The organism is Cedecea sp. (genome assembly GCF_036500665.1).
In the GTDB taxonomy this organism is placed as follows: domain Bacteria; phylum Pseudomonadota; class Gammaproteobacteria; order Enterobacterales; family Enterobacteriaceae; genus Cedecea.
In genome coordinates this window covers 16,876-43,726 of the sequence record NZ_DASYBS010000061.1, presented here as the reverse complement: position 1 = coordinate 43,726, position 26,851 = coordinate 16,876, and the positions used below count along the sequence as shown (strand labels likewise).

The 26,851-nt window shown below is 53.7% G+C and carries 28 protein-coding genes; 11 read left to right on the top strand and 17 right to left on the bottom strand.

Going from position 1 to position 26,851, the window contains the following annotated elements:
- Positions 1 to 15: 15 nt before the first annotated feature.
- Positions 16 to 642, bottom strand: a complete 627-nt coding sequence (locus tag VGM55_RS09955; RefSeq protein WP_331635367.1) for a flavin reductase family protein — start codon at positions 640 to 642, stop codon at positions 16 to 18.
- Positions 643 to 743: 101 nt separating this feature from the next.
- Between VGM55_RS09955 and rlmF the strand changes: the two genes are divergently transcribed.
- Positions 744 to 1,685, top strand: coding sequence for a 23S rRNA (adenine(1618)-N(6))-methyltransferase RlmF (gene rlmF / locus VGM55_RS09950; RefSeq protein ID WP_331635366.1), 942 nt, complete (start codon positions 744 to 746; stop codon positions 1,683 to 1,685).
- On the opposite strand, the gene ybiO is transcribed toward rlmF, so the two are convergent.
- From ybiO to rhtA, 6 genes are all read right to left on the bottom strand, one after another.
- Positions 1,686 to 3,944, bottom strand: a complete 2,259-nt coding sequence (gene ybiO, locus VGM55_RS09945) for a mechanosensitive channel protein (protein ID WP_331635365.1) — start codon at positions 3,942 to 3,944, stop codon at positions 1,686 to 1,688.
- A 132-nt stretch (positions 3,945 to 4,076) separates the two neighbouring features.
- Positions 4,077 to 4,799 carry a glutamine ABC transporter ATP-binding protein GlnQ gene (gene glnQ / locus VGM55_RS09940; RefSeq protein ID WP_008461025.1) on the bottom strand — a complete coding sequence of 241 codons (723 nt, stop codon included), beginning with the start codon at positions 4,797 to 4,799 and terminating at the stop codon, positions 4,077 to 4,079.
- Positions 4,796 to 5,455, bottom strand: a complete 660-nt coding sequence (gene glnP, locus VGM55_RS09935; protein ID WP_008461026.1) for a glutamine ABC transporter permease GlnP — start codon at positions 5,453 to 5,455, stop codon at positions 4,796 to 4,798. Before glnP ends, glnQ begins: the two co-directional genes overlap by 4 nt.
- 129 nt (positions 5,456 to 5,584) lie before the next feature.
- Complete coding sequence (glnH, locus tag VGM55_RS09930) at positions 5,585 to 6,331, bottom strand: glutamine ABC transporter substrate-binding protein GlnH (protein WP_038474244.1); 747 nt, start codon at positions 6,329 to 6,331, stop codon at positions 5,585 to 5,587.
- 362 nt (positions 6,332 to 6,693) lie between these two features.
- Positions 6,694 to 7,197, bottom strand: a complete 504-nt coding sequence (gene dps, locus VGM55_RS09925) for a DNA starvation/stationary phase protection protein Dps (RefSeq protein ID WP_154185061.1) — start codon at positions 7,195 to 7,197, stop codon at positions 6,694 to 6,696.
- 309 nt (positions 7,198 to 7,506) lie between these two features.
- A complete protein-coding gene (gene rhtA / locus VGM55_RS09920; RefSeq protein WP_331635364.1) occupies positions 7,507 to 8,394 on the bottom strand; it encodes a threonine/homoserine exporter RhtA in 888 nt (295 codons plus the stop codon).
- A gap of 368 nt (positions 8,395 to 8,762) precedes the next feature.
- Between rhtA and ompX the strand changes: the two genes are divergently transcribed.
- On the top strand, positions 8,763 to 9,269 hold the full coding sequence (gene ompX / locus VGM55_RS09915) for an outer membrane protein OmpX (protein ID WP_154185059.1): 507 nt from the start codon (positions 8,763 to 8,765) through the stop codon (positions 9,267 to 9,269).
- Positions 9,270 to 9,340: 71 nt separating this feature from the next.
- On the opposite strand, the gene VGM55_RS09910 is transcribed toward ompX, so the two are convergent.
- Both VGM55_RS09910 and mntS read right to left on the bottom strand, forming a co-directional pair.
- On the bottom strand, positions 9,341 to 10,924 hold the full coding sequence (locus VGM55_RS09910; RefSeq protein WP_331635363.1) for a phosphoethanolamine transferase: 1,584 nt from the start codon (positions 10,922 to 10,924) through the stop codon (positions 9,341 to 9,343).
- Between the two features lie 322 nt (positions 10,925 to 11,246).
- Complete coding sequence (gene mntS, locus VGM55_RS09905; protein WP_154185057.1) at positions 11,247 to 11,375, bottom strand: manganase accumulation protein MntS; 129 nt, start codon at positions 11,373 to 11,375, stop codon at positions 11,247 to 11,249.
- Between the two features lie 190 nt (positions 11,376 to 11,565).
- On the opposite strand from mntS, the gene mntR reads away from it, so the two are divergent.
- From mntR to VGM55_RS09875, 6 genes are all read left to right on the top strand, one after another.
- Positions 11,566 to 12,033 carry a manganese-binding transcriptional regulator MntR gene (mntR, locus tag VGM55_RS09900; RefSeq protein ID WP_154185056.1) on the top strand — a complete coding sequence of 156 codons (468 nt, stop codon included), beginning with the start codon at positions 11,566 to 11,568 and terminating at the stop codon, positions 12,031 to 12,033.
- Positions 12,034 to 12,035: 2 nt separating this feature from the next.
- Positions 12,036 to 13,154 carry an SLC13 family permease gene (locus tag VGM55_RS09895; RefSeq protein ID WP_331635362.1) on the top strand — a complete coding sequence of 373 codons (1,119 nt, stop codon included), beginning with the start codon at positions 12,036 to 12,038 and terminating at the stop codon, positions 13,152 to 13,154.
- 98 nt (positions 13,155 to 13,252) lie between these two features.
- On the top strand, positions 13,253 to 14,356 hold the full coding sequence (locus VGM55_RS09890; protein WP_331635361.1) for an HlyD family secretion protein: 1,104 nt from the start codon (positions 13,253 to 13,255) through the stop codon (positions 14,354 to 14,356).
- Entirely contained in the window at positions 14,353 to 15,933 is a 1,581-nt protein-coding gene (locus VGM55_RS09885; RefSeq protein WP_414648236.1) for a DHA2 family efflux MFS transporter permease subunit, read from the top strand. The genes VGM55_RS09890 and VGM55_RS09885 overlap by 4 nt, the downstream gene beginning before the upstream one ends.
- A 1-nt stretch (position 15,934) precedes the next feature.
- The gene (locus tag VGM55_RS09880; protein WP_331635360.1) at positions 15,935 to 17,461 is read left to right on the top strand and encodes an efflux transporter outer membrane subunit; all 1,527 of its coding nucleotides are present in this window, start codon (positions 15,935 to 15,937) and stop codon (positions 17,459 to 17,461) included.
- Positions 17,462 to 17,577: 116 nt separating this feature from the next.
- Positions 17,578 to 18,627 (top strand): aldo/keto reductase, encoded by a 1,050-nt coding sequence (locus VGM55_RS09875; RefSeq protein ID WP_331635359.1) that lies wholly within the window; start codon positions 17,578 to 17,580, stop codon positions 18,625 to 18,627.
- A 61-nt stretch (positions 18,628 to 18,688) separates the two neighbouring features.
- Here VGM55_RS09875 and VGM55_RS09870 read toward each other — a convergent pair whose 3' ends face one another.
- From VGM55_RS09870 to VGM55_RS09860, 3 genes are read right to left on the bottom strand one after another with little or no spacing between them, the layout of a single operon-like run.
- Positions 18,689 to 19,129 carry an acetyltransferase gene (locus tag VGM55_RS09870; protein ID WP_331635358.1) on the bottom strand — a complete coding sequence of 147 codons (441 nt, stop codon included), beginning with the start codon at positions 19,127 to 19,129 and terminating at the stop codon, positions 18,689 to 18,691.
- Between the two features lie 18 nt (positions 19,130 to 19,147).
- Complete coding sequence (locus VGM55_RS09865; protein WP_154185049.1) at positions 19,148 to 19,960, bottom strand: Cof-type HAD-IIB family hydrolase; 813 nt, start codon at positions 19,958 to 19,960, stop codon at positions 19,148 to 19,150.
- An 11-nt stretch (positions 19,961 to 19,971) separates the two neighbouring features.
- Positions 19,972 to 21,177, bottom strand: coding sequence for an MFS transporter (locus tag VGM55_RS09860; RefSeq protein WP_331635357.1), 1,206 nt, complete (start codon positions 21,175 to 21,177; stop codon positions 19,972 to 19,974).
- Positions 21,178 to 21,287: 110 nt separating this feature from the next.
- On the opposite strand from VGM55_RS09860, the gene VGM55_RS09855 reads away from it, so the two are divergent.
- Positions 21,288 to 21,836, top strand: coding sequence for a TetR/AcrR family transcriptional regulator (locus tag VGM55_RS09855; RefSeq protein WP_331635381.1), 549 nt, complete (start codon positions 21,288 to 21,290; stop codon positions 21,834 to 21,836).
- Positions 21,837 to 21,847: 11 nt separating this feature from the next.
- Here the strand turns inward: VGM55_RS09855 and VGM55_RS09850 are convergent, their stop codons facing one another.
- The 3 genes from VGM55_RS09850 to VGM55_RS09840 form a co-directional block, all read right to left on the bottom strand.
- A complete protein-coding gene (locus tag VGM55_RS09850) occupies positions 21,848 to 22,672 on the bottom strand; it encodes a DUF6216 family protein (RefSeq protein WP_331635356.1) in 825 nt (274 codons plus the stop codon).
- Positions 22,673 to 22,992: 320 nt separating this feature from the next.
- Positions 22,993 to 23,262, bottom strand: coding sequence for a hypothetical protein (locus tag VGM55_RS09845; RefSeq protein ID WP_331635355.1), 270 nt, complete (start codon positions 23,260 to 23,262; stop codon positions 22,993 to 22,995).
- A gap of 187 nt (positions 23,263 to 23,449) precedes the next feature.
- Positions 23,450 to 23,623, bottom strand: coding sequence for a hypothetical protein (locus VGM55_RS09840; RefSeq protein ID WP_331635354.1), 174 nt, complete (start codon positions 23,621 to 23,623; stop codon positions 23,450 to 23,452).
- Between the two features lie 52 nt (positions 23,624 to 23,675).
- Between VGM55_RS09840 and VGM55_RS09835 the strand changes: the two genes are divergently transcribed.
- A complete protein-coding gene (locus VGM55_RS09835; protein ID WP_331635353.1) occupies positions 23,676 to 23,930 on the top strand; it encodes a hypothetical protein in 255 nt (84 codons plus the stop codon).
- Positions 23,931 to 24,166: 236 nt separating this feature from the next.
- Here the strand turns inward: VGM55_RS09835 and VGM55_RS09830 are convergent, their stop codons facing one another.
- A complete protein-coding gene (locus tag VGM55_RS09830) occupies positions 24,167 to 25,849 on the bottom strand; it encodes an aspartate:alanine antiporter (protein WP_331635380.1) in 1,683 nt (560 codons plus the stop codon).
- Between the two features lie 298 nt (positions 25,850 to 26,147).
- Here VGM55_RS09830 and VGM55_RS09825 point away from each other — a divergent pair, with 298 nt between their 5' ends.
- The gene (locus tag VGM55_RS09825; protein WP_154185047.1) at positions 26,148 to 26,537 is read left to right on the top strand and encodes an inner membrane protein YbjM; all 390 of its coding nucleotides are present in this window, start codon (positions 26,148 to 26,150) and stop codon (positions 26,535 to 26,537) included.
- A 28-nt stretch (positions 26,538 to 26,565) separates the two neighbouring features.
- Here VGM55_RS09825 and VGM55_RS09820 read toward each other — a convergent pair whose 3' ends face one another.
- Positions 26,566 to 26,838, bottom strand: coding sequence for a GrxA family glutaredoxin (locus VGM55_RS09820; RefSeq protein WP_038474203.1), 273 nt, complete (start codon positions 26,836 to 26,838; stop codon positions 26,566 to 26,568).
- Positions 26,839 to 26,851 lie beyond the last annotated feature (13 nt).

Here is a 26,851-nt window from a genome sequence, read left to right as displayed (position 1 = left end):
CTGATTTTTCTCATTTTAGCGGGCGTCGGGGCGCACCAGGTCAAAACGCAGCGATTCATCAACCGTGTAATAGGCGGTGGGGCCTCCGGCTCGCAGCACCGGTTTTGCCAGCGCGGTCTGATAAACGCCGTCGATAAGCAGCGCTTCATCAATATGCACGGCGATGACTTCACCCAATACCAGCCAGCTGTTTAACTCATCGCCGTCGGCAGATTTCAGGCGAATGCACTGCGACAGCCGGCACTCGAAGTTGACCGGGCTTTCCGCGACCAGACTTGCTTTCACCTTTGTCCCTGCAATTGGCGTTAAGCCCGCGCGCTGAAACTCATCTTCACCCCGGGGAACCGTAACGGAGGTTTCGTTCATCTGTTCGGCAAGGGCGCGGGTGGTCAAATTCCAGACGAATTCTTTGGTGTCGAGGATATTTTGTATGCTGTCTTTCCAGCCGCTGCTGGCGAAGCCAATAATCGGTGGGCGATAGTTAAAGCAGTTAAAGAAACTATATGGCGCGAGATTGCGCTGCCCCTGCAGGTTGCAGGAGGAAATCCAGCCAATCGGGCGCGGCCCGATAATAGCGTTCAGCGGATCGTGCGGTAAACCGTGGCCCTCTGAGGGCTCGTAGTAATAACGTTTTTTACTCATTGCGCACCTGAATTCGTGTTGGAAAGGCCAAATCGCCGGGGATGTATTTACCCGGCGCAGAGAGCAGAGTATCTTACGCGCCCACACAAGGAGAAGCCCCGATGAAAACCCCAGCCGCGATTAAACCCGGTTTGCACCCGCGCAACCGTCACCGCAGTCGCTATGACTTTGCCGCGTTAACCGAAAGCAGCCCGGCGCTGGCTGCGTTTTTACGCCAGGGACCGCACGGTGATACCACCGTCGACTTTGCCGATCCGCTGGCGGTTAAGGCGCTGAACCAGGCGCTGCTGGCCCATTTCTATAAGGTGAAGCAGTGGGATATTCCGGACGGTTTTCTTTGCCCACCGGTGCCGGGGCGTGCGGACTATATTCACCATTTGGCCGACTTGCTGGCGGAAGGCAACGGCGGCGTTGTGCCTGACCAGGCTTCCGTGCTGGATATCGGCGTGGGCGCCAACTGTATTTATCCACTTATCGGCCAGCACGAATACGGCTGGCGCTTTACCGGCTCCGAGCTGGATGATGATGCGTTCCGCAGCGCCCAGCAAATTGTTGATGGCAATCCGGGGCTTAGCCGCATGATTCGTCTTCGCCGCCAGAAAAATGCCGACTGCATTCTGGACGGGATTATCCACAAAAATGAAACCTACGACGCCACGCTATGTAATCCGCCGTTCCACGATTCAGTCGAGGTGGCACGCAGCGGCAGCGAGCGTAAACGCCGCAATCTTGGCCAGGACGCAGGGGCCGCGCTGAATTTTGGTGGCCGCGAGCAGGAGCTGTGGTGCGAAGGCGGCGAAGTGGCCTTCGTTAGCCAGATGATCAAAGAAAGTAAGGCGTTTGGTCGCCAGGTCCTGTGGTTCACCTCGCTGGTGTCAAAAGGTGAAAATCTGCCGGCGCTGTACCGCGTGATGCAGGAAACCGGCGTGGTGAAGGTGGTGAAAAAAGAGATGGCCCAGGGGCAAAAGCAGAGCCGTTTCATCGCCTGGAGCTTTATGGATGATGCCCAGCGCGCACGCTGGGCAAAAAACCGCGGGAAGTAATTAGACGGTCGGGCTGGCGGGCGGTAAAGCGCCAGCCGCCGCCTCTGAGGCCTGTAAAGCCTGCGCCGCATCGGCCCCCGGCTGCATCACCTGCACGGTTTGCACCGGTGGCCTGATGCCCGCTTCATCAAAGTGTTTTTTGACCATGCCGTCGAGCGCGTAGCGCACCGTCCACTGTTTTAGCGGCAGGGTGGTAAAGGTGACTCTCACCGTAAAGGCCTGATTCGTCAGCCCCACGATGCCCGAGAACGTCGGCTCGCCAATCACCAGCATTCGAATATCTTCCTGACCCATCAGCGCTTCCACCGCTTCTTTCAGCACCCGGTTAGCTTTATCCACGTCCTCCTGCCTGTCGACGTCATAGTTTGCGACGAAGGAGCCGATCCCGCGCACAAAGTTGGCGAAGGTCGTTATCGAGGACCACGGAATAATGTGGTAAGCCCCGGTATCCTGGCGGACGCCCACCGAACGAATAGACATTTTCTCAACGGTGCCGGTAATCGCGCCGATGGTGACGTAGTCACCGGTATTCATCCCATTTTCAAACTGAATGAATATCCCGGTAATAATATCTTTCACCAATGTTTGCGAGCCAAAGCTTATCGCCAGCCCCAGTGCGCCCGCCCCGGCCAGCAGCGGCGCGATGTTCACGCCAATCTCAGAAAGCAGGATCATGATGGTGATGGTGCTTATCACCACGGCCAGCGCGTTACGGAACAGCGTCAGCAACGTGCGGGCGCGTGCGCTGGGCATCGGGCGGCCGTGAATATCCGACGCGAGGCGGTTTTCGATCAGGCTTGCCAGCAGCGTCCAGCCGACCGCAGAGAAGAAAAGGATAAGCACGATGCGAATCAGGATATCGACAGTTTTCTCCCCGGCTCCCTGGGTGAGCCATTGCCAGACATCGAAAAGTCCCCAGGCATCCAGCAGCAGCATGACTGCCACGCAAACGGTAAGAATGCGCGCCAGCTTTAGCGAGACGGATATCCAGCCGTTAAGGCGCTTTTGCAGCTCCGGATAATTACGCTGCACCTGGGGAGAAAGGGTGATGGTTTTTGCTATCCAGCGTGAAAGCATGCCGGAGATAAACGCCGCCACGCCGACGATCGTCAGGCTGTGCAGCGAGGCGCCCATCATAAATTTCAGGCTGTTGCCCGGATCGAAAAGCGAAAGGAAAAACAGCACCACAAAGTAGAGGCTGGCGAGCCAGTGCCAGATGAGCGCAAAAGCACGAATAAACAGGCTAAAGAAGCTCATTGAGCGGTCTGCCAGGTGAATCAGGCTTTGCTGGATGGCGCGTTTATTGTGAAAAATCAGGTACTGCGCCCAGACGGTGATCAGCAGCATTACCACCACGTTGACCGTGGCGCTGATCTGGGCGTTGACCTGATTGGCGAGAATCGGCACCACCACCAATAATCCGTAGCCGATAATCGTACTCAGCCACGAAAGGCGCAGGCTCCAGTAGCGGGCGCCCTGGTCGCCGATGGGGAAGGGGCGCAGCGCCGGGAAACGCGGGCTGAAAATAAGGCGCAGAACGGCCTTGAAGAATTCGATAAGCCCAAAGGCGTTGAGAAACAGCCCCTGCTGGCGCGCGATGGTGGCGTTACCGGCGTTCATCTTGTCGCTGAGAAGCTGACCGACGAACAGCGTCAGCGCCAGCAACAGGATATCCACCGCGAAAGCCCCGAGGATGGTTATCGGCAGGTGAAGCCAGTTGGTATGGTCGCGGTTTTTTTTTCGTCCCCAGTCGCCCATTTTGGCCCACAGCGGCCTGACGCAGGCGCGAATCAGGAAATAAAACACGAAGACCGCGCTGGCAAGCATCGCGAAGTGGCTCAGCGCATTGAAGAAAGTCTGCTGGTTAAAGACTTTCCTCGGTGCGCTGGCGATGCTTTGCTGGAGCTGCTCAAAGCGCTGCGTGAGTTCTCCCCCGTAGCGGCGGCTGACGTCGGTGACGTTTTCGAGCACGGTTTTATCTTCGGTGAGCGTATCGGGTGGTGCGATTGCAGGCACGGTTTGCGAGGCGTCGTCAGCGGCGACTTTGCGAAGCTGTTCGATAAGTTCGCTGCGGGACTTGGGGTTGTCCAGGACGTCGGCGAGCGCCGAATAAGCTTTTTTCTTTTCTTCTACGCTGGGCTCGGCCGGTGTTGCGGTACTACTCTGGGACGTTGAGGCGGCAACGGCGGCGGCGGGTAAGGTGACCGCATGGCCGGGCAGGCTCATCAGGCTAAACAGTAATATCAGGATCCATCGCACAGCGCTCCTCCGGACTGAGAAAATCGGACAAAGGAGTAAGTATAGTGGCTGAGATTTTGGCGAGGTAAAAAGCGGGATAATTCCAGAAAAAGCAGGGCGGCCGGTTTGTTGCCCGCCGCCCTGAGTGAAACGTTATGCGACGTGCTGCAGGAACTCGCGCAGACGCGGGCTCGGCGGGTTGTCGATAAGCTCCTGTGGATTACCGTCTTCCGCCACGCGACCTTTATCGATAAAGATCAGGCGAGAAGCCACTTTGGCGGCAAAGCCGACTTCGTGGGTAACGATAACCATGGTCATGCCTTCTTCGGCCAGGTCCTGCATAACTTTCAGCACTTCATGACGCAGTTCCGGGTCGAGAGCCGACGTTGGCTCATCAAACAGCATCATCTTCGGTTTCACCGCCAGCGCACGGGCGATAGCAACACGCTGCTGCTGGCCGCCGGAAAGCTCTGACGGGTAGTGATGAGCGCGTTCTGCCAGGCCAACTTTCGCCAGCAGCTCTTTCGCCAGTTTCTCGGCGGCGTCTTTTTTCATGCCGCGCACGCGAATCGGGCCGAAGGCGACGTTTTCCAGCGCCGTCAGGTGCGGGAACAGGTAGAACTGCTGGAACACCATGCCGGCTTCCTGGCGGATCAGGCGATCGTCGACCTTCGGATCGTTGACCTTCAGGCCGTCGACGATCAGGTCGCCGCTGGTTATCTCTTCCAGCTTGTTGATGCAGCGCAGCAGCGTGGATTTGCCGGAGCCGCTTGGCCCGATAATCACCACCACTTCGCCCTGTTTGATGTTCAGGTCAATATTGTGCAGCACCTGGGTTTGACCGAAGTGCTTGGAGACGTTTTTAAATTCAATCACAGGATTTTCATCCTTCTTTCAAGGCGACGCAGCACGAAGCTCAGCACCAGGGTAATAATCAGATAGAAGACCGCAACGGCGCTCCAAATCTCCAGCGCGCGGAAGTTACCGGCGATAATTTCCTGACCCTGACGAGTCAGCTCTGCCACACCGATAACGATGAACAGCGAGGTGTCTTTGATGCTGATTATCCACTGGTTACCCAGCGGCGGCAGCATACGGCGCAGCGCCAGCGGCATGATCACGTGGCGAATGGTTTCACGCTTTGACAGCCCCAGCGCCAGGCCTGCTTCCTGGAAGCCTTTATGAATAGACAGTACCGCACCACGGGTGATTTCCGCGATGTAAGCACCGGAGTTGATCATGATGGTGACGACCGCGGCGCTAAACGGATCGATACGCAGATCGGTAAAGGCCATTGGCAGGGCGAAGTAAATAAACATCACCTGTACAACGATAGGCGTGCCGCGAATCACTTCGATGAAAACAAGGGCAACGTGGTTGGCAATCCAACCGCCGTAGGTGCGAGCAAATCCCGCGACTAAACCAATTACTAAACCGCCGCAAAGACCCAGGATAGAAATCCATAGGGTCATCTTAGCGCCTTCAAACAAGATGGGAATTGCAGGCCAAATGGCGCTCCAGTCAAACTGCATGATGTGTTCCTGTTGTCTACCGTGGTTCACCTCCTGTGGCTTTCAGGCTGCTGCCTGATGGCTCTGGAGGCGTTTAATAATAAGAGGGGCGAAAGGCGCCCCTCAGGTCTTACTTAGCGCTTAGAATTATTATTTTGGTTCAGTGCCGAACCATTTTTTGTAGATTTCGTTGTACGTGCCGTTCTCTTTCAGGGTTTTCAGCGCGCCGTTGATTTTGGTGCGCAGTTCGTCGCTGCCTTTAGGCAGGGCGATACCGTACTGCTGTGCTTCCAGAGATTCCCCTACCGCTTTGAACTGACCGTTACCGGCGGTTTTAATGAAGTACAGAATGTTTGGTGTGTCGTGCAGGACCGCGTCAGCGCGGTTGGTGCCCAGTTCCATATATGCGTTATCGATGTTCGGGAACTGACGCAGGTCTTTAGTTTTGATGTTGGCTTTTGCGTAATCAACGGAACCGGTGCCGCCTTTAACCGCGACGACTTTACCGTCCAGATCTTTCACGCTTTTGATGTCGTTGTTGTTGGCTTTGACCATCACCAGCAGGCCGCTTTTGTAGTAGCCGTCTGAGAAGTCGATCGCTTTTTCGCGCTCAGGGGTGATGGTGATCCCGGCCAGCGCCAGGTCAACGTTTTTGGTTTGCAGGGCAGGGATGATGCCGCTGAAGTCCATTGGCTTCAGGGTGTAGTCCAGCTTCAATTCTTTTGCGATAGCAGCCCACAGATCCACGTCAAAGCCGACATATTTATCGCCTTGTTTAAATTCGAAAGGAACGAACGCGGTGTCGGTCGCAACGACCAGTTTTTTATCAGCGGCATGGGAAGATACTGCAAAAGCCAGGGTGAGTGCAGCCAGTGAAACTTTCAAAATCGACTTCATAGCATTTCCTTTGTTAATCCACGGGGCGATCCCCTGCGTAAGTGGCGACTCATGAAAGAATCATGCCAAACTTGCAACTTACTGTTTTGCAAGGATGTGATTTTTTAACATTGCACATTGAGCGTTGCAAGCTGGTCATAACGCACCGTTATGGTGCTCCATTTTGGTGCGAAAATTTAGCCAGCAGGGTGGGGGTTAGTTTTACCGCGAAATCAGCGGGCAAAACAATCACTCATTAACGATTGTGTGAGGTGATTATTACATTTGATTAACTTTGGGCGAGGAATTGAGCAATGGTCTGCGCTGTTTTGGTGCAATATCCTTCCCCGGGCGGGGAAGGATTCATAGGAAATTTATATGTATTACTCGATATTAGACTCAATGAACCACAGGAACTTGTCCAGATCGCGGGATGCGGCGGTCAAAATGTCTGCGGTGTCTTCGTCTTTCGCTTCGCTGACGGCTTTACGCACGTCGTTCGCCACAATGCCATAGCGATCGGCCAGCTCTTTCAGGTGTTCCTGAACGGTGTGAATGTCGAGTGGGTAGCTTTTCAGCGGTGTTTTGCTGTTGATAACCTGAGTGGTACCCAACGCAACGCCGCCCAGCTGTACGGCACGCTCGGCCATGGTGTCAAGATGCTCGGTCAACGCCGTGCGGAAGCCGTCGAGCATTTCGTGTACGGCAATAAAGTTAGCACCGCGCATGTTCCAGTGAGCCTGTTTGGTAATCAGCGACAAGTCGATGAACTGGACGACCTGGCGATTCAGCAGCTCAATGGTGGCCTTTTTCTCGCTGTCTTTCACATCATTACGGGTATATAGCAGGTTTGTAGATTTAGTTTTTACCAGTTTAGCGGTACTCATAATCTTTCATCCTCTTGATGTTGGTGTCCCAATGAATTACCGGCAATAAGTATAGCACCGCTTTTTCAGTTTGCAGGTGAGGGTAATACCTATCAAACCAATAGCAACAGGGAAATGGCAAAAGCAAACCCATTGTGGAACAGCGAGTTATCCCTACTTTAAAATTTGTGTCAAAAAGCATGAATAAATATGACGGCGAAAAGAAAATAATTCTTATTGAGGATTAAGGGCTGGCAAAAATATAAGTACTTGATTACGGGTAAATCATTTAATGCGGGAATTATCACCGCATTAAATGTTGGGGGTAGATTAATTTATGTCGACATTTTTAATTTGCGGCTCACGCTTCATGGTTAGCGTAGAGCCTACTGAAGCCGCGATGATAGAAAGCAGCGCGAGCCATTGCACCAGCGTCAGATGCTCACCGAGGAACAGCATTCCCGACAGTGCGGCAAGGCCAGGCTCAAGGCTCATTAGCGTCCCAAAGGTGCGGGTCGGTAACCGCGTGAGCGCAATCATTTCCAGCGAGTAGGGCAATGCCGTCGATAGCACGGCGATCGCCAGGCCAATGGGCAGCAGAGACCATTTCAACAGCGAGCTGGTTGCTTCCCACGCACCCAGCGGAACGAAGATAACCGCGGCAATCAGTGAACCAAAGGCCACCGTCGCCGGGCCGTGTTCTGCTCCCGCTTTTTGCCCGGCAATAATATAGACGGCCCAGCAGGCTCCCGCACCGAGTGCACAGGCGGCACCGGCCAGATCAACGTGGGAGATGTCCTGCCCAAGCGGCAACAGGAACCACAGCCCGGCAACGGCCAGTACCACCCAGATGAAATCGACCGCACGGCGTGAGGCAAAAAGCGCCACGGCCAGCGGCCCGGTAAACTCCAGTGCCACGGCAATCCCCAACGGTACGGTTCGCAGCGAGACATAAAACAGGTAATTCATGCTTCCCAGTGCCAGCCCGTAAAACAGCAGGGGCAGGCGCTGCTCTGGCTTAAAGCGCAGGCGCCAGGGTTTAAAAATCACCGCGAGGATTATCGTACCCAACAGCAGGCGCAGCGCGGTAACGCCCTGGGGGCCCACAAGAGGGAATAATGATTTCGCCAGCGAAGCGCCGCTCTGAATAGAGGTCATGGCAATAAGCAATACCACGATGGGCAACCAGCGTGGCATGTTACGGGAAGTTTGCGGCATCCTGCACCCTGTCAATATTTGTCTGTGTTTGGTCAAGAAAATAAAAGTCCGGCCAGTCTAAAGGATTAAGTTATGGCTGGTTGAACTTTTATTAAGAAAAATTCTCATGACGTGGAGTACGATCGGGGTGGTTTTTGTCAATTTACGTCAAAAATAAATTCGGAATTATCCGAATGACGGTTTTGTTAAAGGGGTTAATATTTGCCGTCTTAAGGTGTTATTTCTATAAATCTTAGAGACTTAACATGTAGTGGAAATGTTATGTTACATCAAAGGGCCCCTTAGACAACACAATTGGCGAAGAGTTTCTGTCATGGTTTTGTTATATTTAAAACTTAGGACTTACTTGAAGCACATTTGAGGTGGTTATGAAAAAAATTGCATGTCTTTCAGCTCTGGCTTGTGTTCTGGCCGTTTCCGTAGGTACCGCATCTGCAGCAACCAGCACCGTTACCGGTGGTTATGCTCAGAGCGATATGCAGGGCGTTGCTAACAAAGCTGGCGGTTTCAACCTGAAATACCGTTATGAAAATGATACCCCGCTGGGCTACATCGGTTCCTTCACCTACACCCAGAAAAGCGACACTCAGGACGGCGTGTACAACAAAGGTCAGTACTACGGTATCACCGCAGGTCCTGCTTACCGCATCAACGACTGGGCAAGCATCTACGGCGTTGTCGGTGTTGGCTACGGTAAATTCCAGGCGACCGAGTTCCCTGCCCACGAATCTGTAAGCGATTACGGTTTCTCCTACGGTGCAGGCCTGCAGTTCAACCCAATCGAAAACGTTGCTCTGGACTTCTCCTACGAGCAGAGCCGTATTCGTAGCGTTGACGTTGGCACCTGGATCGCTGGCGTAGGCTACCGCTTCTAATATCCCTTCTGGGATATAAATAAAAAATCCGCCCATATGGCGGATTTTTTTTATCTGTCATTCACGACAACTTACCGTGTCCTGGTCTCAAAAATATCCGTCTGCAGGTGAGTATAGTCCACTTTCTTCAGATTGAAGTTAGTGATGTAAGCCGGTCCGGCATTTTGCTCGGAAATGAATTTGTATTTCGGCATCAATTCTTTCGCCTGAATCCCCGTCCATGCAGAGAAGAAGTTCAGAAAATCATTGGCGCTACGGCGAGCTTTGATAAGTCTGTGCCTGGTGTCGTCGCTCGACAGCACCATAAACGGTACCTGAAAGTTCTGCTGGAACTTATCGTCATGCGCCAGGTACTGGACGTCAGTGCCGCGTTCCTTAAATGCCAGCCCGTGGTCGGAGAAATAGACCAGCGAGAACGTGTTGCCGGTATTTTGCAGCTGCAGATAAAGCTGTTTAAGCAGATCGTCGGTTTGCGTCATGCTGTAGAGGTAGCAGGAGGTTTCTTTCGACTGCACAAAGTCTTTGTATTTTCCCTGAGTACGATCGCAGGCCTGAGGATGGGATCCCATCAGATGCAGGACTATCAGCTGAGGCGTCTTGCGCTGCGTAGCAAAAACCTGAGCCGTCATTTTTAACAGGGCTTCATCACGGGTGTTTTTATCCGCTTCAAAATCACCGCTTTTCAGGAATTGCACCTCGTCGGCGCGTTTTGCGATACTGGCAATGGCGGTGTCGTACTCGCCGATTTGACCCTGGTTTGAGAACCACCAGGTCTGGAAGCCAGCGCGGTTTGCCAGCGTCACAAAGTTATCCTGGTACTGGGGTTTCCCGTCCACTACGCGATTAAGCGTCAGACCCAGAGATTTTTGCGTTGAGCCACTGGCTGAGATGTAATCCATAAACAGATTACCTTTCACCTGGCTTGCAAACGGCGTGTTATCCCAGTGGCCGCCAAATGCACCCAGCGCGTCACGACGGGCGCTTTCGCCAATCACGACCACATACGTATGGTATTTGGGCTGAACAGAAACCACGTTCCAGGAGTCTTTCTGCTGAGAAAGCTCCTTCATGCGGGTCTGCTCTTCAATGACTTCCTGATTATTGACCACGACATCTTTGACAAAGCGTACCACCGGGTAGCCCGTGTCTTTAAATTTAAACACGCCGCCGTAGACGAGGTTGGTGACCGGCGTGACGAAATAACAGACCACGCTGACGGCCAGGCATAAGCTATCGAAATGACGCCACGGGCGTTTTTCTTCGCGCCTGCGGCGCAGCGCCATCATGCCTAGCGCGAGAATAAAGAGGGAAACCACGTAGCTGTACCACGGGAAGATAGTCATTATCTCCGTGGATTCTTCAAAGTTGGTTGAGTGCAGCGCAAGTAACGTATTGAAGTTTGGTGAACCGTAAGCCTGGCTAAAAGGGAAGTACATCGCGGCGACGACGCTGCAAAGCACCAGCAACGTTTTCTGTATACGAGGCGCCGTACGCCACAGTAATAAAAGCACGCAGCTAAAGGCGACCGCGTAGAGCAGGCTGAATTCATAGCCGAGAGCAAAGTTAATCAGCAGTGACTGAAGAAAATAAAAACCCGTCCACGGATTCAGAGCGATTCCGCGAGCAGTCAGGGTATCTTTAACCGTTACATTCATCTTTATTATGGTCTTGCAAAACGCCATGCGGTGACCCTGGCGATAAGGGTAGAGCCTGCCTGACAGACGGAAACGAAGGGGAATAGCACCGCATCTACGAGCCGCTTCATGTACAGGGCTGCAAGAAGATAGAGCCGTAAGATAAGAAGATCAACTGATAACAGACAGCTGTTTTGCGAGACGGATTGCAAATCCGACAAATGATGGGGTTAACGCTCGGCTAAAGTAGCCATTAACGGGGATTTTACAGGGAGAATGTGACAAAAGAATGACCGCTAGCCAATTACGCTAACCGGAGTCGCCAGGCGGCGGATGCCTGGCGTTATTGGGTTTTTTCTTCTTTCTGCTGGGGTTTGCCTGAAACCCAATCACAAATCATGTTCAGCAGCATTAAGCGTACCTGGAAGGGGGAATGTGTAAACACGTTGATGCACCTCTTAAATTCGTTCATAGCGTCCTCCTGTTAGCCATACGATCGTTTTTCCATAAACAGATCTGACTGCATTACATACAGGTATAGCACAGGCTATATTTTATAGCCATGGCTATTTCGTTAATTTTTTGTGGATGAGCGATGGTGGTTTACAATGAAGCCTTCCGTCGTCAGATGACGACGCCGCGCCACTGGAAGAGGAAGCACTATGAGCCGTCGGGCAGGGCAAAAGAACAGCGAAAAAGTGACGCCATTACCGAATATTGAAGAGCATGTTGAAGGCTTCAGGCAGGTACGTGAAGCACACCGTCGTGAGTTAATTGATGATTATGTTGAGCTGATTTCCGATCTGATTAATGAGGTTGGCGAGGTTCGCCAGGTTGATATGGCTGCTCGCCTGGGCGTTTCCCAGCCCACGGTGGCGAAGATGCTGAAGCGTCTGGCGTCCGTTGGCCTGATTGAGCAAATTCCGTGGCGGGGGGTCTTTTTAACGCCGGAAGGTGAAAAGCTGGCGCAGCAAAGCCGCGAGCGCCATCAAATCGTTGAAAACTTCTTTCTCGCGCTGGGCATCAGCCCGGAGACCGCGCGCATTGATGCCGAAGGCGTAGAGCACCACGTCAGCGAAGAAACGCTGGACGCTTTTCGTAAATTCAGCGCAGAGCGGGGTATCGGCTAAACATGCTGCTGCGTCTTGTGCAGCCGTTCCTGCGCGATCGTTTCCTGCATTTATTGCTGCTTATCGGCGTTGCCCTGAGCCTGGCGGTACCGTTCCGCCCGGCTTTGTGGCCTGCCGCGATTGACTGGCATACCATCATTACGCTGACCGGGCTGATGATGTTGACCAAGGGCGTTGAGCTGAGCGGGTATTTCGACGTGCTGGGACGAAAGATGGTGGCGCGTTTTGCCAACGAGCGCCAGCTGGCGCTGTTCATGGTGGCCGCGGCGGCGTTGCTGTCTACCTTCCTGACCAATGATGTCGCGCTGTTTATCATCGTTCCGCTGACCATTACGCTGAAAAAACTCTGCTCTGTTCCGGCAAGCCGACTGATTATCTTTGAGGCGCTGGCGGTCAACGCTGGCTCTTTGTTAACGCCTATCGGCAACCCGCAAAACATCCTGCTGTGGGGCCACTCGGGCCTCTCGTTTGGAGCATTTACCTGGCAGATGACGCCGCTGGCGCTGGCGATGACCGCCAGCCTGCTGGTACTGGCGTGGTTTTGCTTTAAGCCCAAACCGCTACACTACGGTGGCGAAGCTAATGAAAGCCGCTGGCAGCCGAAGCTTGTATGGTGCTGCCTGGCGTTCTACATCGTGTTTATTCTTGCGCTTGAGCTAAAGCTTGAGCTTTGGGGGCTGGGGCTGATTGCGCTTGGGTTCCTGATGCTGGCGCGAAGAGTATTGCTCAGCATCGACTGGAGCCTGCTGCTGGTGTTTATGGTGATGTTTATTGACGTGCATCTCATCACTCAGCTTCCAGCGCTTCAGCATTCGCTTCAGGGCGTGGCTCAGCTTTCTTCAGGCGGGCTATTTAGCCTTGGCGTCTTGCTCTCACAGTTTATCAGCAACGTTCCGGCCACCATTTTACTGCTGAACTATGTTCCTGCCTCGCTGCTGCTGTGCTTTGCGGTCAATATCGGCGGCTTTGGCCTGTTGCCCGGCTCGCTGGCTAACCTAATTGCCCTTCGCATGGCAAACGATCGCCGCATCTGGTGGCGTTTCCACCTCTATTCTCTGCCGATGCTGCTCTGGGCGGCGCTCATTGGCTACGGTTTTTTACGCGTCTTTTCCTTCGGATAACTCCCTTTTGTCAATTTTTCCAGGCGAAATGTAAAGCTAGCTCCTAAGTTTACTTAACGGTAAAACTGAATTGGCGCGCATGACGCGTATCGGGGCCTATGGCAGACAACAATGAGCGTTCGGAAAAGGCCGAAGCACAGCAGGAAAATAACGAGACGGCGAGCAAACGTCCCGGCAAAAAACCGCTGATTATTCTGGGCGTTGTGGTGGTTATCATGGTGATTGTCGCGGTCGTGTGGTGGCTTCTAACCCGCAATGAAGAGACCACAGACGATGCCTTTACCGACGGTAATGCCGTCACTATCGCACCCAAAGCGGCGGGATATGTCACCGAATTACGCGTCAATGATAACCAGCGGGTTAAGCAAGGGGATTTGTTGGTGGTTATCGATCCCCGGGATGCCAAAGCTCAGTTCGACCAGGCGCAGGCGCAGGTCGGGCTTGCGCAATCCCAGCTGCACCAGGCTCAGGCCCAGTTGGACCTGGCGAAAGTGCAGTATCCCGCCCAGCGTGACCAGGCCGCTGCGCAGGTTGCTAAAGCAGAAGCTGACCTGGCTAACGCCCGCGCAGAGTATAAACGCCAGCGCGGCGTCGACCCCCGTGCAACCTCTCAGCAGAATATTGACTCCGCGAATGCGCAACTGCGCTCGGCGGAGGCCGGGGCGGCTAATGCCCGGGCCCAGCTGGAAGTGGCTAATCAGGTGAAACTGCAAATTCGTGCTCAGGAAACCAACGTCGAAGCCCGAGTCCGGCAGGTTGAGCAGGCCAAAGCCCAGCTTGAAACCGCTGAATTGAATCTCTCTTATACCGAAGTCCGCGCTCCGTTCGATGGCTTCGTTACGCTGCGCAACGTCCAGCTTGGTTCGCTGGTGCAGGCGGGGACGGCGCTGTTTTCTCTGGTTTCGACGGACGTGTGGGTGACGGCAAACTTTAAAGAATCCCAGCTTGAACGCATGAAGCCGGGGAATAAGGTGCAAATCAGCGTTGATGCCTACCCGAACCTGAAGCTGGAAGGCCATATCGACAGTATTCAGCAGGGCAGCGGCTCGCGGTTCTCCGCGTTTCCGGCGGAAAACGCTACCGGCAACTTCGTTAAAATCGTGCAGCGTGTTCCGGTAAAGATCGTGGTTGATAAAGGGCTGGATGCCGAACATCCGCTGCCGCTTGGTCTGTCGGTTGAGCCGAAGGTGACCGTAGAATGAGCGATGTGGCCGAACAGCATCATGAAAACTGGAAGCCAGCCAGCAATCCTTGGGCGGTCGCTATCGTCGTGACGCTGGCGGTGTTTATGGAGATCCTCGACACCACCATTGTGAACGTTGCGCTGCCCCATGTTGCCGGTTCGCTCTCCTCAAGCTATGACGAATCAACCTGGGTTTTGACCTCGTATCTGGTGGCAAACGGTATTGTGCTGCCCATCTCCGCTTTTCTCAGCCGCCTGTTTGGGCGCAAGCAGTTTTTCCTGATCTGCATTGTGATGTTCACCATATGCTCATTTCTTTGCGGTATCGCAACCGAGCTATGGGAAATCATTCTGTTCCGCGTATTGCAGGGATTTTTCGGTGGCGGACTTCAGCCTACGCAGCAATCGGTACTGCTCGACTACTTTAAACCGGAAGATCGCGGTAAAGCGTTCGGTCTGTCGTCGATTGCGATTATCGTTGCGCCGGTCCTCGGCCCCACTCTGGGAGGCTGGATCACCGACAACTACTCCTGGCGGTGGGTGTTCTTTATTAATATTCCGGTAGGTATTGTCACGGTGCTGGCGATTTACCAACTGCTGGAAGACCCGCCGTGGGAAAGTAAGGCGAAAGAAAAGCTGAGCGTTGACTGGACCGGGATCGGGCTTATCGCGCTCGGCCTTGGCTGCTTACAGGTGATGTTGGATCGGGGGGAAGATGACGACTGGTTCTCCTCTGGCTTTATTCGCACCTTCGCCGTGCTGACGCTTGTCGGTATCATCGGCGCAATTTTCTGGCTGATTTATGCCAAAAAGCCGGTGGTGGATCTGCACTGTATGAAAGACCGGAACTTTGCCGTTTCCAGCCTGTTGATGGCCGGTATGGCGATGATCCTTTACGGCAGTTCGGTGGTCATTCCACAGCTTGCGCAGCAGGATTTAGGCTATACCGCCACCTGGTCCGGGCTGGTTTTATCGCCGGGAGCCGTACTTATTGTTCTGACCATACCGTTGGTGATTAAGCTGATGCCGGTGGTGCAAACGCGCTGGATCATCGCCTTTGGCTTTAGCTGCCTTGCGGCCTCGTTCTTTTGGTCCCGCACGCTTACGCCGAACGTCGACTTCGAAACGCTGGTACTGTTCCGCAGCGCGCAATCTTTCGGGCTCGGGTTCCTGTTTGTACCGCTGACGACCATCGCGTTTGTCACCATTCCCCGCAGGCTGAACGCTGATGCGGCCGCATTGTTTACCATGTTCCGCAACGTGGCCGGCTCAATAGGCATTTCCCTCTCTACTGCAGCGATCACCGAGCGCGCGCAAACGCACAGCGCCAATCTCAGCAGCCATATGACGCCGTTTAATGAGTCATTCCAGCTGGCTATTCGTCAGGGAGCCGAAGCGGTTCGCAACTTTACCCATCAGGTCGGTGACCCGATAAATATTGCAACCGGGCAGCTTTATAAGACGATGATCGAGCAGTCGCGTTTTCTTGCTTATATCGATGTCTTTACCTTGCTTAGCCTGGTGGCGCTGCTATTGATTCCATTTTGTTTATTGCTTTCGCCAGTGAAGAGCGAAGGTCAGGCGGGAGCGCATTGATATGCTAAAAAGAGTGATGCTAAGTGCGTTAGCGCTGCTGGTGGCGGGCTGCGCCGTGGGGCCGGATTACCAGGCTGCGAAGCCGCAAACACCGGCAGGTTTTAATGAAACGCGGCGGGCTTCGGCGGATGAGGTGTCCAGGATACAAACCGGTGCTATTAACCCTCGCTGGTGGCGTAATTTTAATTCTCCACAGCTTGATAGCCTGATTGAACGAGCCATTGCCGACAACCTCACGCTACAGCAGGCCGTGCTGCGTATTGCCGGCGCCAGGGAACAAATTACCCAGGCGGGTGGGGCGTTTTATCCGAGCGTAAACGGGAGCCTGAGCGCCACTCGCCAGCAGCTCGGGCTGGAAGGAGAGCTAAAGTCTCACGACGTTTATGACAAGCTGGACACTGTTGACCCGCAGTTGAGCGGCGCGCTGGGGGCGCTAACCAAACCGATTAATCTTTATCAGGGGAGCTTTGACGCTTCCTGGGAGCTGGATCTGTGGGGGAAAGCACGGCGCCAGGTTGAAACGGCTCAGGCCCGGCAGCAAGCAGCGATTGAGCAGCGCAACGACGCCCTTGTTTCTCTGGAGGCCGAAGTGGCGAGAGTATGGCTCCAGCTTCGCGGCGCACAAAGCGTTGTGCAAACAATGCAAACCCAAATTGATACCGCCAGGCAAAGTCTTGAGCTGACGCAAAGCCGCCAGCGTAGTGGGTTATCGCAGCAGATGGATGTTGAGAATGCCCGTGCCCAGTTGAGCACGTTGCAGGCGAAGCTCCCGCAGTATCAGGCGCAGGAGCGGCAGGCAATGAACGGCCTGGCGGTATTACTCGGCAAGCTGCCGGGCGCGCTGGATAGCGAACTGGCGAATAAGCAGCCGCTGCCGCCGCTGCCCGATGTGGTTGCCGTGGGCATCCCTTCTACCCTGGCTCGCCGTCGGCCGGACGTGCGGGAGGCGGAAGCCAACCTGCATGCGGCCACGGCAAATATCGGTGTATCCGTAGCCCAGCTGTTCCCGAGTCTTTCACTTACCGGGCAGTTTGGCCTGCGTAACGATGAGACCAATCACCTGCTTGACTGGAGTAGCCATTTCTACAGCATTGGGCCACAAATCTCGATCCCCATTTTCCAGGGCGGGCGGCTGGTTTCCAGCGTAAAAATTGCCAGAGCGCAGCAGGGAAGCGCGGTGTTGCAGTATCGCCAGACCGTCCTGACTGCTCTGCAGGACGTGGAGAATGCCCTGGTGAGCTACCGAACCGACCAGCAACGAGAAGCCGAATTGGCGCGCACCAGTGAATCGCTGCAAACGGCGCTTGAACTGGCGAGTGACAGTTATCGTAAAGGCATCGCAACTTTCCTGAACGTGCTTGATGCCCAGCGGCAACTGGCACAGGCCGAACAGCAGCGCGCGGAGGCTCGGGTTCAAAGCAGCATCGACCTGGTGGCGCTCTACAAGGCCCTTGGCGGCGGCTGGGAGCCGTATCAGCAGGTTAATCTTCCCGACTATTCGGTGTTTGGAGAGGCACCAGGCGGATGACTCAGGCAGAAACGGGCAAGGAATGAGCAGAAATCCACCATTTCATCGCGCAGTACTGCGCGTATAACTGGCTGACCGCACTTTCCTTCCTGAAACCCTGAACATGAGGTACCGATATGCGCTATAGAAAATTAGGTAACACCGGCCTGTTTGTTTCAGAACTTTGCCTTGGCACCATGACCTTTGGCGGCGAAGACGGCAGCGGCATATGGGGCAAAATTGGCCAGCTCGCGCAAAATGATGCCGATAAACTCGTCGGCAGCGCACTGGATGCCGGAATTAACTTTATCGATACTGCAAACGTCTACGCCGGTGGCCGCTCGGAGGCGATCGCCGGGCAGGCGCTGAAAAACCTTAACGTGCCGCGTGAAAATGTGGTAGTGGCCACCAAAGCCTTTGGCGAAACCGGCACCGCCGGGCCAAACTCCCGCGGCTCCTCGCGTTTTCATCTGCTGAACAGCGTCAAAGAGAGTCTGCAGCGGCTGCAGCTCGACTATATCGATCTTTACCAGCTTCACGGCTTTGATCCCGCTACGCCGGTAGAGGAAACGCTTCGTGCGCTGGACTCGCTGGTGCAGCAGGGGCTTGTGCGCTACATCGGCGTGTCCAACTGGGCTGCCTGGCAAATCATGAAGGCGTTGGGGATCTCCGAAAGGTTGGGGCTGGCTCGCTTTGCCTCGCTGCAGGCCTATTACACCATTGCCGGGCGTGACCTTGAACGTGAGCTGGTGCCGATGATGCAGAGCGAGGGCCTCGGGCTGATGGTGTGGAGCCCGCTCGCGGGCGGGCTACTTAGCGGTAAGTACGAGCGCGATGGGAAAGCCGAGACCGGCAGCCGTCGTCTGGAGTTCGACTTCCCGCCGGTCAACAAGGATCGCGCGTTCGACTGCGTGGACGTGATGCGTGAAATTGCCGATGCAAAAGGTGTTTCCGTGGCTCAGGTTGCGCTGGCATGGCTGCTGCATCAGCAGGCGGTGACGACGGTGATTATCGGCGCGAAACGCATTGAGCAGCTTGATGACAATATCGCCGCAACGGGCATTCGCTTTAGCGAAGATGAGCTGACCAAACTGAATGCGGTGAGCGAATTGCCGCGCGAATATCCAGGCTGGATGCTGGAGCGGCAGGGCGAGTACCGCCGTGAACAGCTGAAAAATCAGTTTTAGACAGTGGCCAGTTTTCCCCCTCTTCCGTAGGGAGAGGGGGAAAACAAGCGATGCGATAAAACTACCGTTTCAGCTTCAAATGCAGCAAAGGGAAAGGATTCCCTTCGCCGTCGAGTTCTGAACGCCCGGTTTGCTCAAACCCCATGTGCAGATAAAACCCAACGCCCTGTGGGTTCTGTTCATTCACGTCCACTTCATCAACCTGCAACTGCTCAATGGCCAACTGCAAAAGCTGCTTGCCCACGCCTGTGCCACGGCTCTCGGGCGCAACAAACAGCATTTCAATGCGGTTTTCGTTGCAGCCGATAAAACCGAGTGGCTTGCCAGCTTCACCGGCCGCCAGCAGCATCGGGATCTGCGGCATGTAGCGTTCACGAACCTGGGGCTTCAGCGCTCTGATATTTTGCTCAGGCAAAAAGTCATGCGTGGCGCGGACTGACGCCTCCCAGATTTCCGCCAGCGCATCAAAATCCGCCGGGGTTGCTTTTCTTATCGTTAACATTGTTGTTCTCAAAGGTCGTTAGTTAAACGGCGCTTCTTTTTTCAGGATCTTGTCGATCACGTCCAGAACGCCCTGCCGGTTGCAGTGCCCGGCCCGATGGGGGGTAATACGCTTAATTTTGTCCGGCGCGTTAGCCATGGCAAAACCGAACCCGGCTTGGGTCAGCATCTCAATGTCGTTGCCGCCGTCACCAAAGGTCACGACTTCACTGTCCTTAATGCCCCATTTCTCCTGAAGGATCCGCAGGCCGTTGGCTTTATGAATGCCAGGAATAATCAGGTCGATAGAGCCGTGTCCGCTGGTGACCGGCACCATAATGCCTTCCAGCTCCGCACCGAGGGCGTCCATGGTTTCATCCAGCTGGCTATCCGGCAGGTTCAGGGCGAACTTGAAGAATACGTCGTCGAGGCCGGAGAAGTTTTCCACGTGCTCAAGACGGTGGTAGAACTTCGCCGCCAGCGCCTTAAAGTTGTCGTCGTAGCGATTAAGGGTATAGCCGTTACGTTTGCCGCAGGCGATGATTTCCACGTGCGGCAGCGTCAGCAGATGATCGATAACCGTGTTGAATTCCTGCTTTGTCAGCTCACCGTTAAACATATCTTCGCCTTCGCTGACCACCCAGCCGCCGTTATCAGCGACGAAAGAGATCTCGTGGGCAATCTCCGGGAAGAAGGAGATCAGCTGGAAGTACTGGTTCCCGCTGGCCACCACAAAGCGAATACCTTGCGCCTTCATTTGCTGATATTGCGCAGCAAAGCGTTCGCGGTTGTAGGTTTTAGCGTCATCAAGAAAAGTGCCGTCCATGTCTACTGCAATCAGTTTGATGCTCATTGAACTCTCCATTATTCAGTCTCTAAAGCCTGCCGAGGGGGCTGCCCGGGTTTAGCGACTGCGCGGGCAACCAGCGCTGCAAGAATCATTAATGTCAGCACCACCAGCATGGCGTGGCGCAGGCCGTAATGCTCGCCGAGGAAGCCTAACAGCGGCGGCCCCACTAAAAATGCAACGTAGCCAGAAGCGGCAACGACGCTGACGCGGCTGGCCGGATCGGGGCCGGTATCGCCCGCCGCCGAAATGGTCAGCGGGAAGCCCAGGGACGTGCCCAGCCCCCACAGAATAACCGACACGCCAGCCAGAAATGCGCTGTCGACAAACACAATCATCCCGATGCCAATGATGCCCATGATCGCACAGGCGCGGACCACGATAACGCGGCTGTAGCGGTCGATAAACCAGCCGCCGGTAAAGCGCCCGACCGTCATGCCAAGGGTAAATCCAACGTAAATAAGCGAGCCGGAGGTCGGGCTAAAGCCGTGCCCGTCGACCATTAGCAGCGGCAGCCAGTCGTTGGCTGAGCCTTCGGCAAACGCCATGGCCAGCACGACAAAGCCAATCAGCAGCAGCTGAATATCTTTATAAAACGGGCGATGTGGCTCGTGCGCTTCGCTTTTTTCCGGGTTGTTTTTGCCCACGCCGTGCGGCACGGCGATAAGCGCGATAGCAATCGGCGCGATGACCACCAGGCCAATCAGCAGCAGGTGCCCCCACGAGACCACGTTCCACGCGGTCAGGCTCAGGCCAATACCGGCGCCCACCAGCGTCCCCAGGCTAAAGAAGCCGTGCATCATCGGCAGCACGGTTTTCTTCAGCAGGCCTTCGATAATGGCACCTTCAACGTTCATCGCCACCTCGGACGACCCTAGCCCGCAGCCGAGCAGCGCGAGGCCAACCGCAAACAGCACCGGCGAGGCAAGATAAAGCGCAAGGCTCATCACCAGCATCCCGGCGACCATCAGCGTCATGCCGCTGCGAATAATCGTGCGGGTGCCAAAGCGTTTCACCAGCCAGCCCGAGCAGAGAATGCCGCCCATCGATCCTATGGATAAGCCAAATAATACGATGCCCATCCCGGCGGTAGATACGCTGAGCGTATCGCGGATGGCGGGGGTGCGCGTGGCCCAGGAGGCCATGACCAGACCTGGAAGGAAGAAGAAGGTGAACAGAGCCCAGGTACGGAGCTGTAAGGCTTTTCTCTGCGAAACAGACATGAACAACAACCAGTGAAAGAGAAACAGGTGAGCAGACTAGCAAGCTTGTGTACATTTGTACACATCCCGGTATAGACTCTTTGTCATACTCTAAATTCAGGTAGGTAATGATGAGCAAAGCCCCGCGCCGGAATGACCCCGAACGCCGCTCGCGTATTCTGCAGGCGACGCTGGACATGGTGGTAAAGCACGGTATTAGCGATATCACACACCGCAAAATTGCCGCCGAAGCCGGCGTCTCGCTGGGATCAATGACCTACTACTTTTCCGGCATAGAGTCGCTGCTTTGCGAGGCGTTTACCCAGTTTGCCCATCAGATGTCGGACAGCTATCAGGAACGTATGCAGCAGGCCAGCAGTCGCGATGAGGCCTGCGAAGCGATAGTCGATATGATTTGCGGCGGCTGCGTGGCCACGCCGTACAACATGCAGGTGATGTACCAGCTCTACGCTTATGCCAGCTGCAATCCGCAGCTAAAAGACATCATGCAAGACTGGATGATCCGCAGCCAGCAGGCGCTGGAGCCGTTTTTCGACCCGCTAACCGCCAGAGCGCTCGACGCTTTTCTGGAAGGCATGACGCTGCACTACGTCACCGACCGCGAACCGATGGGGCGCGACGATATGCGGATGATGGTGAGAAGGATTGTTGGGCCGTGAAGCCTGGCTCTTCAGTAATAATGCGTCCTTCTGTTTTTCGCGGGTGAGGCATCGACTTCAAGATACACGGCATACGTTCCTGATTTTGGAAAATGGCCCATTGCATATTCAATGGCCTTTTTTTGCTCAAGAAGAATGTACCTTCGTGTCTTTTTGGAATAGTAAATATTGAAGACAATCCCTGCAGCCATCCATAATAAAACAAACTCAACGAAAGGCACCATACTGTAAATAAACCATTTGTCCTTTTTGAACTTAGCGACAGCACTTATTAAGTATCTATTCCCTTCCTGAGTTGAAAAGAGGTTGCACAAATCATCAATCCGCTGGTGGGAAAGAGACTTCACTGCCCCTTCAGAATACTTTTTTGCTACGCAGTTCTGTCGGGTTATTTCCCATTGTGGCGGCGATGTCAGGCTCGCATCAGCGGCTTTGTCGTTTGAGATGAAGAACATATCACCCGTGGATTTCCAATACAGTAAGGCTGACTCTGGAGGAGTTCTGGCTGTGCGAACAAGTTCCGGAGCAAGGTAGCCTGTGCCAGCAACAAAAAGCATCACCATTGTGGCCGCAACTACCTTTTCCATCCGGCCAACAAAAGGCAGCTCTTTGAGCGGAATTGAAATCATGAAAAAATTAAGAATAAATGCAGGCACACCAGCATTTTTTAAAATATGGCTATGGCCTTTTTTATATTTTAAGATTTTATTTTTTAGCTTGAATAGTGGCTTAAGCAAAAATACAAGGATTGTAATAGAGGCAACAATTGTGCCTAGCGGAGCATTTAAAAACTCCGAACTAAACATATTAAAGGCAACAGGATTTAGATCGTTCATACACGCTCCTTGTGCACTACATACTTTATTTATCAATTCTTATCATCGACGAAGGACTTTGCAAGCATCAATGAATAAAACATGGATGATGTCTCCCGGCAACAGGAGTTCTCACTGGCTGGTACTCTGTGACCCTGAAAGTATAAATGCTGAAAGTTGCGGCCATGAAGTGCCATCAGACGCAGAAAAATAAAAAACCATTTATGTAAACGGGTTGGTGAAAACAATGACTTGCATGATAATCAATAAGTTAGTTTGGTGGTTAGAGGTGGATATTACGGGGCATTGCCAACCGCTGTCGCCACTTGGCTCATCATGACTTATTTTAAACGCCAGGGGCCTTTCTCTTCTAATTGCTCCACAGTTCCTTCTGACTCAAGTTCGCGGAGGAGGGCTACCGCCCAGTATTGTTGCTGCGTACTTAGGGCTTTAGGGTAATCTCCCCAGTCGAGACCGCAGAGACGAAATACCTCTGCTTGCTTAATTCCCTTACCATTTATGCGTCCATCTGGGTGCTTTGCCAAAGCAGCAAGAGCCAGTTCTTTTGCTTTAGTACGAAGCTCTAACCCCTGTTTCTGTAACTCATTCATAATCATATTATCCCTGATAATCAAGACTGCTCTAATATTACTCCCCAACTATCAGGTGCGCACGTGAGTTGTGACCCTGGCCCAAAAGGTATGCAGGAACAATTTTCTTACTGAGTCTGACCCGCCGCTGATGTAATAGAGTTCTCGTGATGAACTGGCTTAGAAAGAGGCGGATTTCACATGCGGTTCAGTCCACTTCCCCGGCTTGCTTTATGATTTCTGCAACTACACTCCTGCTAAATCCTTTTTCATCTGCGATCTCCATTACTTTGGCTTCAGCCATGGCTTTGATGCGCTGCCTAAGGTTGGCGCGGCTATTAGGTTTACTTTTTTTATCGGGCGAAATACCGACATAGAGCAACGTGTATCCATCCTGAGTAATACCCCCCTCAATTGGAACGCCTGGGGGAAAGATGAGCTTAAGAGTCACGACACAGCAGGTGGATACCTGGAAGAAACGTATTCAGCGGGACGGATTGAAAGGCTCGACCTATTTTTGCCAACAGGGCGGGGTCGTGTGGGTTTCCGCATCAGTGGATCATCAGGCTATCTGTCAGAAAGTTTTAGGCAGGGATTCAGGAACCAGTTCTTTGGCGAGTTATTTACGCTGGGATGATGTTGGTGCGGTGGCGTTGGTTGAATTGTTATACGCGATAGAAACGGCATGAAGTAAAGGCGTATGCCGCCATGACTAAAGCGTTGTTGCTATTCATGGAAAAGTTGAAGTGTAAATGATTGATTAGAAAAATAAAAACCCATCAACCTTGAACCGAAAACGGCGGGGTTGATGGGCTCCACAAATTGGGGACATCAAAGAAAAGCAGTGGCACTAATTCAGACTGACGCCCCGAAAGAAAGTTCGCTCAGACATAAAAAAAATATTTTTCTTTGTCTGTGGTTGCGATCACAAACCTGGCCATATCACGACAATGAGCGTACCTGCCAGGGTTAACAACACGTTAGCGATAGCATAGGTTCCGGCGTACCCCAGCGCAGGAATGTTGCTGCGCGCGGTGTCGCTGATGATTTCCATCGCTGGCGCACAGGTACGCGCCCCCATCATTGCCCCGAACAGCAGCGCGCGGTTCATACGAAGAACATAGGCGCCGAACAGGAAGCAGATAATAACCGGCACCAGGCTCACGATAAGACCTGCAATAAGCATCTGGCCGCCCACCGCGCCGAGGCCGTTGCTGATGCCGCTGCCTGCGCTCAGGCCAACACCGGCCATAAAGACCATCAGGCCAAATTCTTTCACCATATTCAGCGCACCCTGCGGGATGTAGCCGAAGGTCGGGTGGTTAGCGCGCAGGAATCCGAGCATGATGCCAGCAAACAGGAGACCAGCGGCGTTACCGATGCCAAAGCTAAAGGAGCTGAACTGGAAGGTCACCATGCCCACCATCAGCCCAATTACAAAGAAGGCGCAGAACGCCAGCAGGTCAGTTATCTGGCTGTGGATCGAGATAAAGCCGATGCGTTCGGCAACGGTTTTGACGCGCCTTGCGTCGCCGCTGACCTGTAAGACGTCGCCTTTGTTCAGCACGATATTGTCGTCGATAGGCATTTCAATCTGGCTGCGGATCACGCGGTTCAGGAAACAGCCGTGATCGGTGAGCTTCAGCTGCGCCAGGCGGCGGCCCACGGCGTTGTGGTTTTTCACCACAATTTCTTCGGTAACGATACGCATGTCCAGCAGGTCGCGGTCGAAGACCTCTTTGCCGTTACGGAAACTTGGGTCAAGGCGCGAATGCGAGTCCGGGTAGCCCACCAGAGAAATTTCATCGCCCATTTGCAGTACGGCATCCCCGTCCGGGTTGGCCAGAATGCCGTTGCGGCGAATACGTTCGATGTAGCACCCTGTCTGGCGATAAATGCCCAGTTCACGCAGGTTTTTGCCGTCGGCCCAGGCGACCAGCTCCGGCCCGACGCGGTAAGCGCGGATCACTGGAAGGTAGACTTTGCGTGCGGCGTCGGTATCAAGACCGCGTTCGCGGGCAATTTGCTGGGCGCTGGTCTGCAAGTCCTGATGCTGGAGCTTCGGTAAATAGCGTGCGCCAACAATCAGGCTTACCAGGCCAATAAGGTAGGTCAGGGCGTAGCCGAGGCTAAGGTTATCAAGAGAGGTCGCAAGTTGGGCGGCGGGCATACTTGAATGGCGCAGCGTGTCGCCAGCACCGACCAACACAGGGGTTGATGTCATCGCGCCTGCGAGCATACCGGCGGTAAGGCCGATGTCCCAGCCGAACAGCTTGCCGAGGCCGAGCGCGATCAGCAGCGCGCTGCCGACCATCACCAGCGCAAGCATCAGGTAATTTTTGCCGTCGCGGAAGAAAATGGAAAAAAAGTTTGGCCCGGCTTCGACGCCCACGCAAAAAATGAACAGCATAAAGCCAAGATTTAACGCATCGGTATTGATCGAGAAATGTTGTTGCCCGAGTAATAAAGAGACCACTAAAACACCAATGGAATTACCCAGTTGCACCGGACCGAGGCGTAATTTACCCAGGCAAAGTCCCAGCGTCAGTACAACAAATAACAAAAGGATGTAATTCCCGTTTAACAAATCTGCGACGTTTATATTCACGAAGGCTAACTTCTTGTTTACCAGTAAGCTGTTGAAAGAGATAGATTTATGCGCTAATGTCTTGACGGTTTCGTCAGTGACGACCGGCAAGTTATCACGCATATAAATATCTCACGCGACGACCGAATTTCCGCCGCTAGTTTAATCTTTCTAAGTATCAGCGGCTAGTAAGAATATTGTGCTAATTGTGGCAATGCTTTATCGGCACGGATGGCCAACGTTTTATCAAATCGGGTAAAGACTCTGCTGAACGTTCAGGTGGGGTATTTTCGAGTAAAAGCAGATGTCAGGAGGTAAAATGCACAGACGAGCGCAACGGTGGCTGGGAATTGTCTGCTGCTTCGTGCTATTTATTCTGGTTTTTCTTTCGCTGCATTTACACATAATGGGGCGATTCATTGCATCCGGGCACTATGAGCTTGGGCTGCTGTTTTTTCTCTTCCCCGGTGCTGTCGCCAGCGTTATCTGCAAAGGCGATAAAGTAGTGAAGCCGCTGGTCGGCGCGATGCTCGCTTCACCACTGTGCTTACTGATTGCGCATCTTTTCTTACCCACAAGCCGTTCCCTCTGGCAGGAAATTGCCTGGCTGCTTAGCGCCGTGTTCTGGTCTTCGCTTGGGTCGCTTTGCTACCTGCTGTTTATCAGCTTTCGCGAGTGGGTGCGCGGCAATAAAAAAACCGACCTCTGAGAGTCGGTTTTTTCACGCCTGAACGAGCTTACTGTGCGGTCTGGAACAGGTTCAGATGTTCTTTTGCGTAAGCTTCGAAGTCGGTGCATCCGCCAATGTGCTGCTGGTCAAGGAAAATTTGCGGTACGGTTTCAACCGGTTTACCCACGGTTTTTTCCAGGTCAGCTTTGGTGATGCCTTCCGCGTGGATGTCCACATAGCGGAAGTTGAAGTCATCACGCTCGGCGGTCAGTTTCTCAGCCAGTTCTTTAGCGCGAACACAATATGGGCAGCCAGGGCGTCCAAAAATTACTGCAAACATGCTCTCTCCTCAG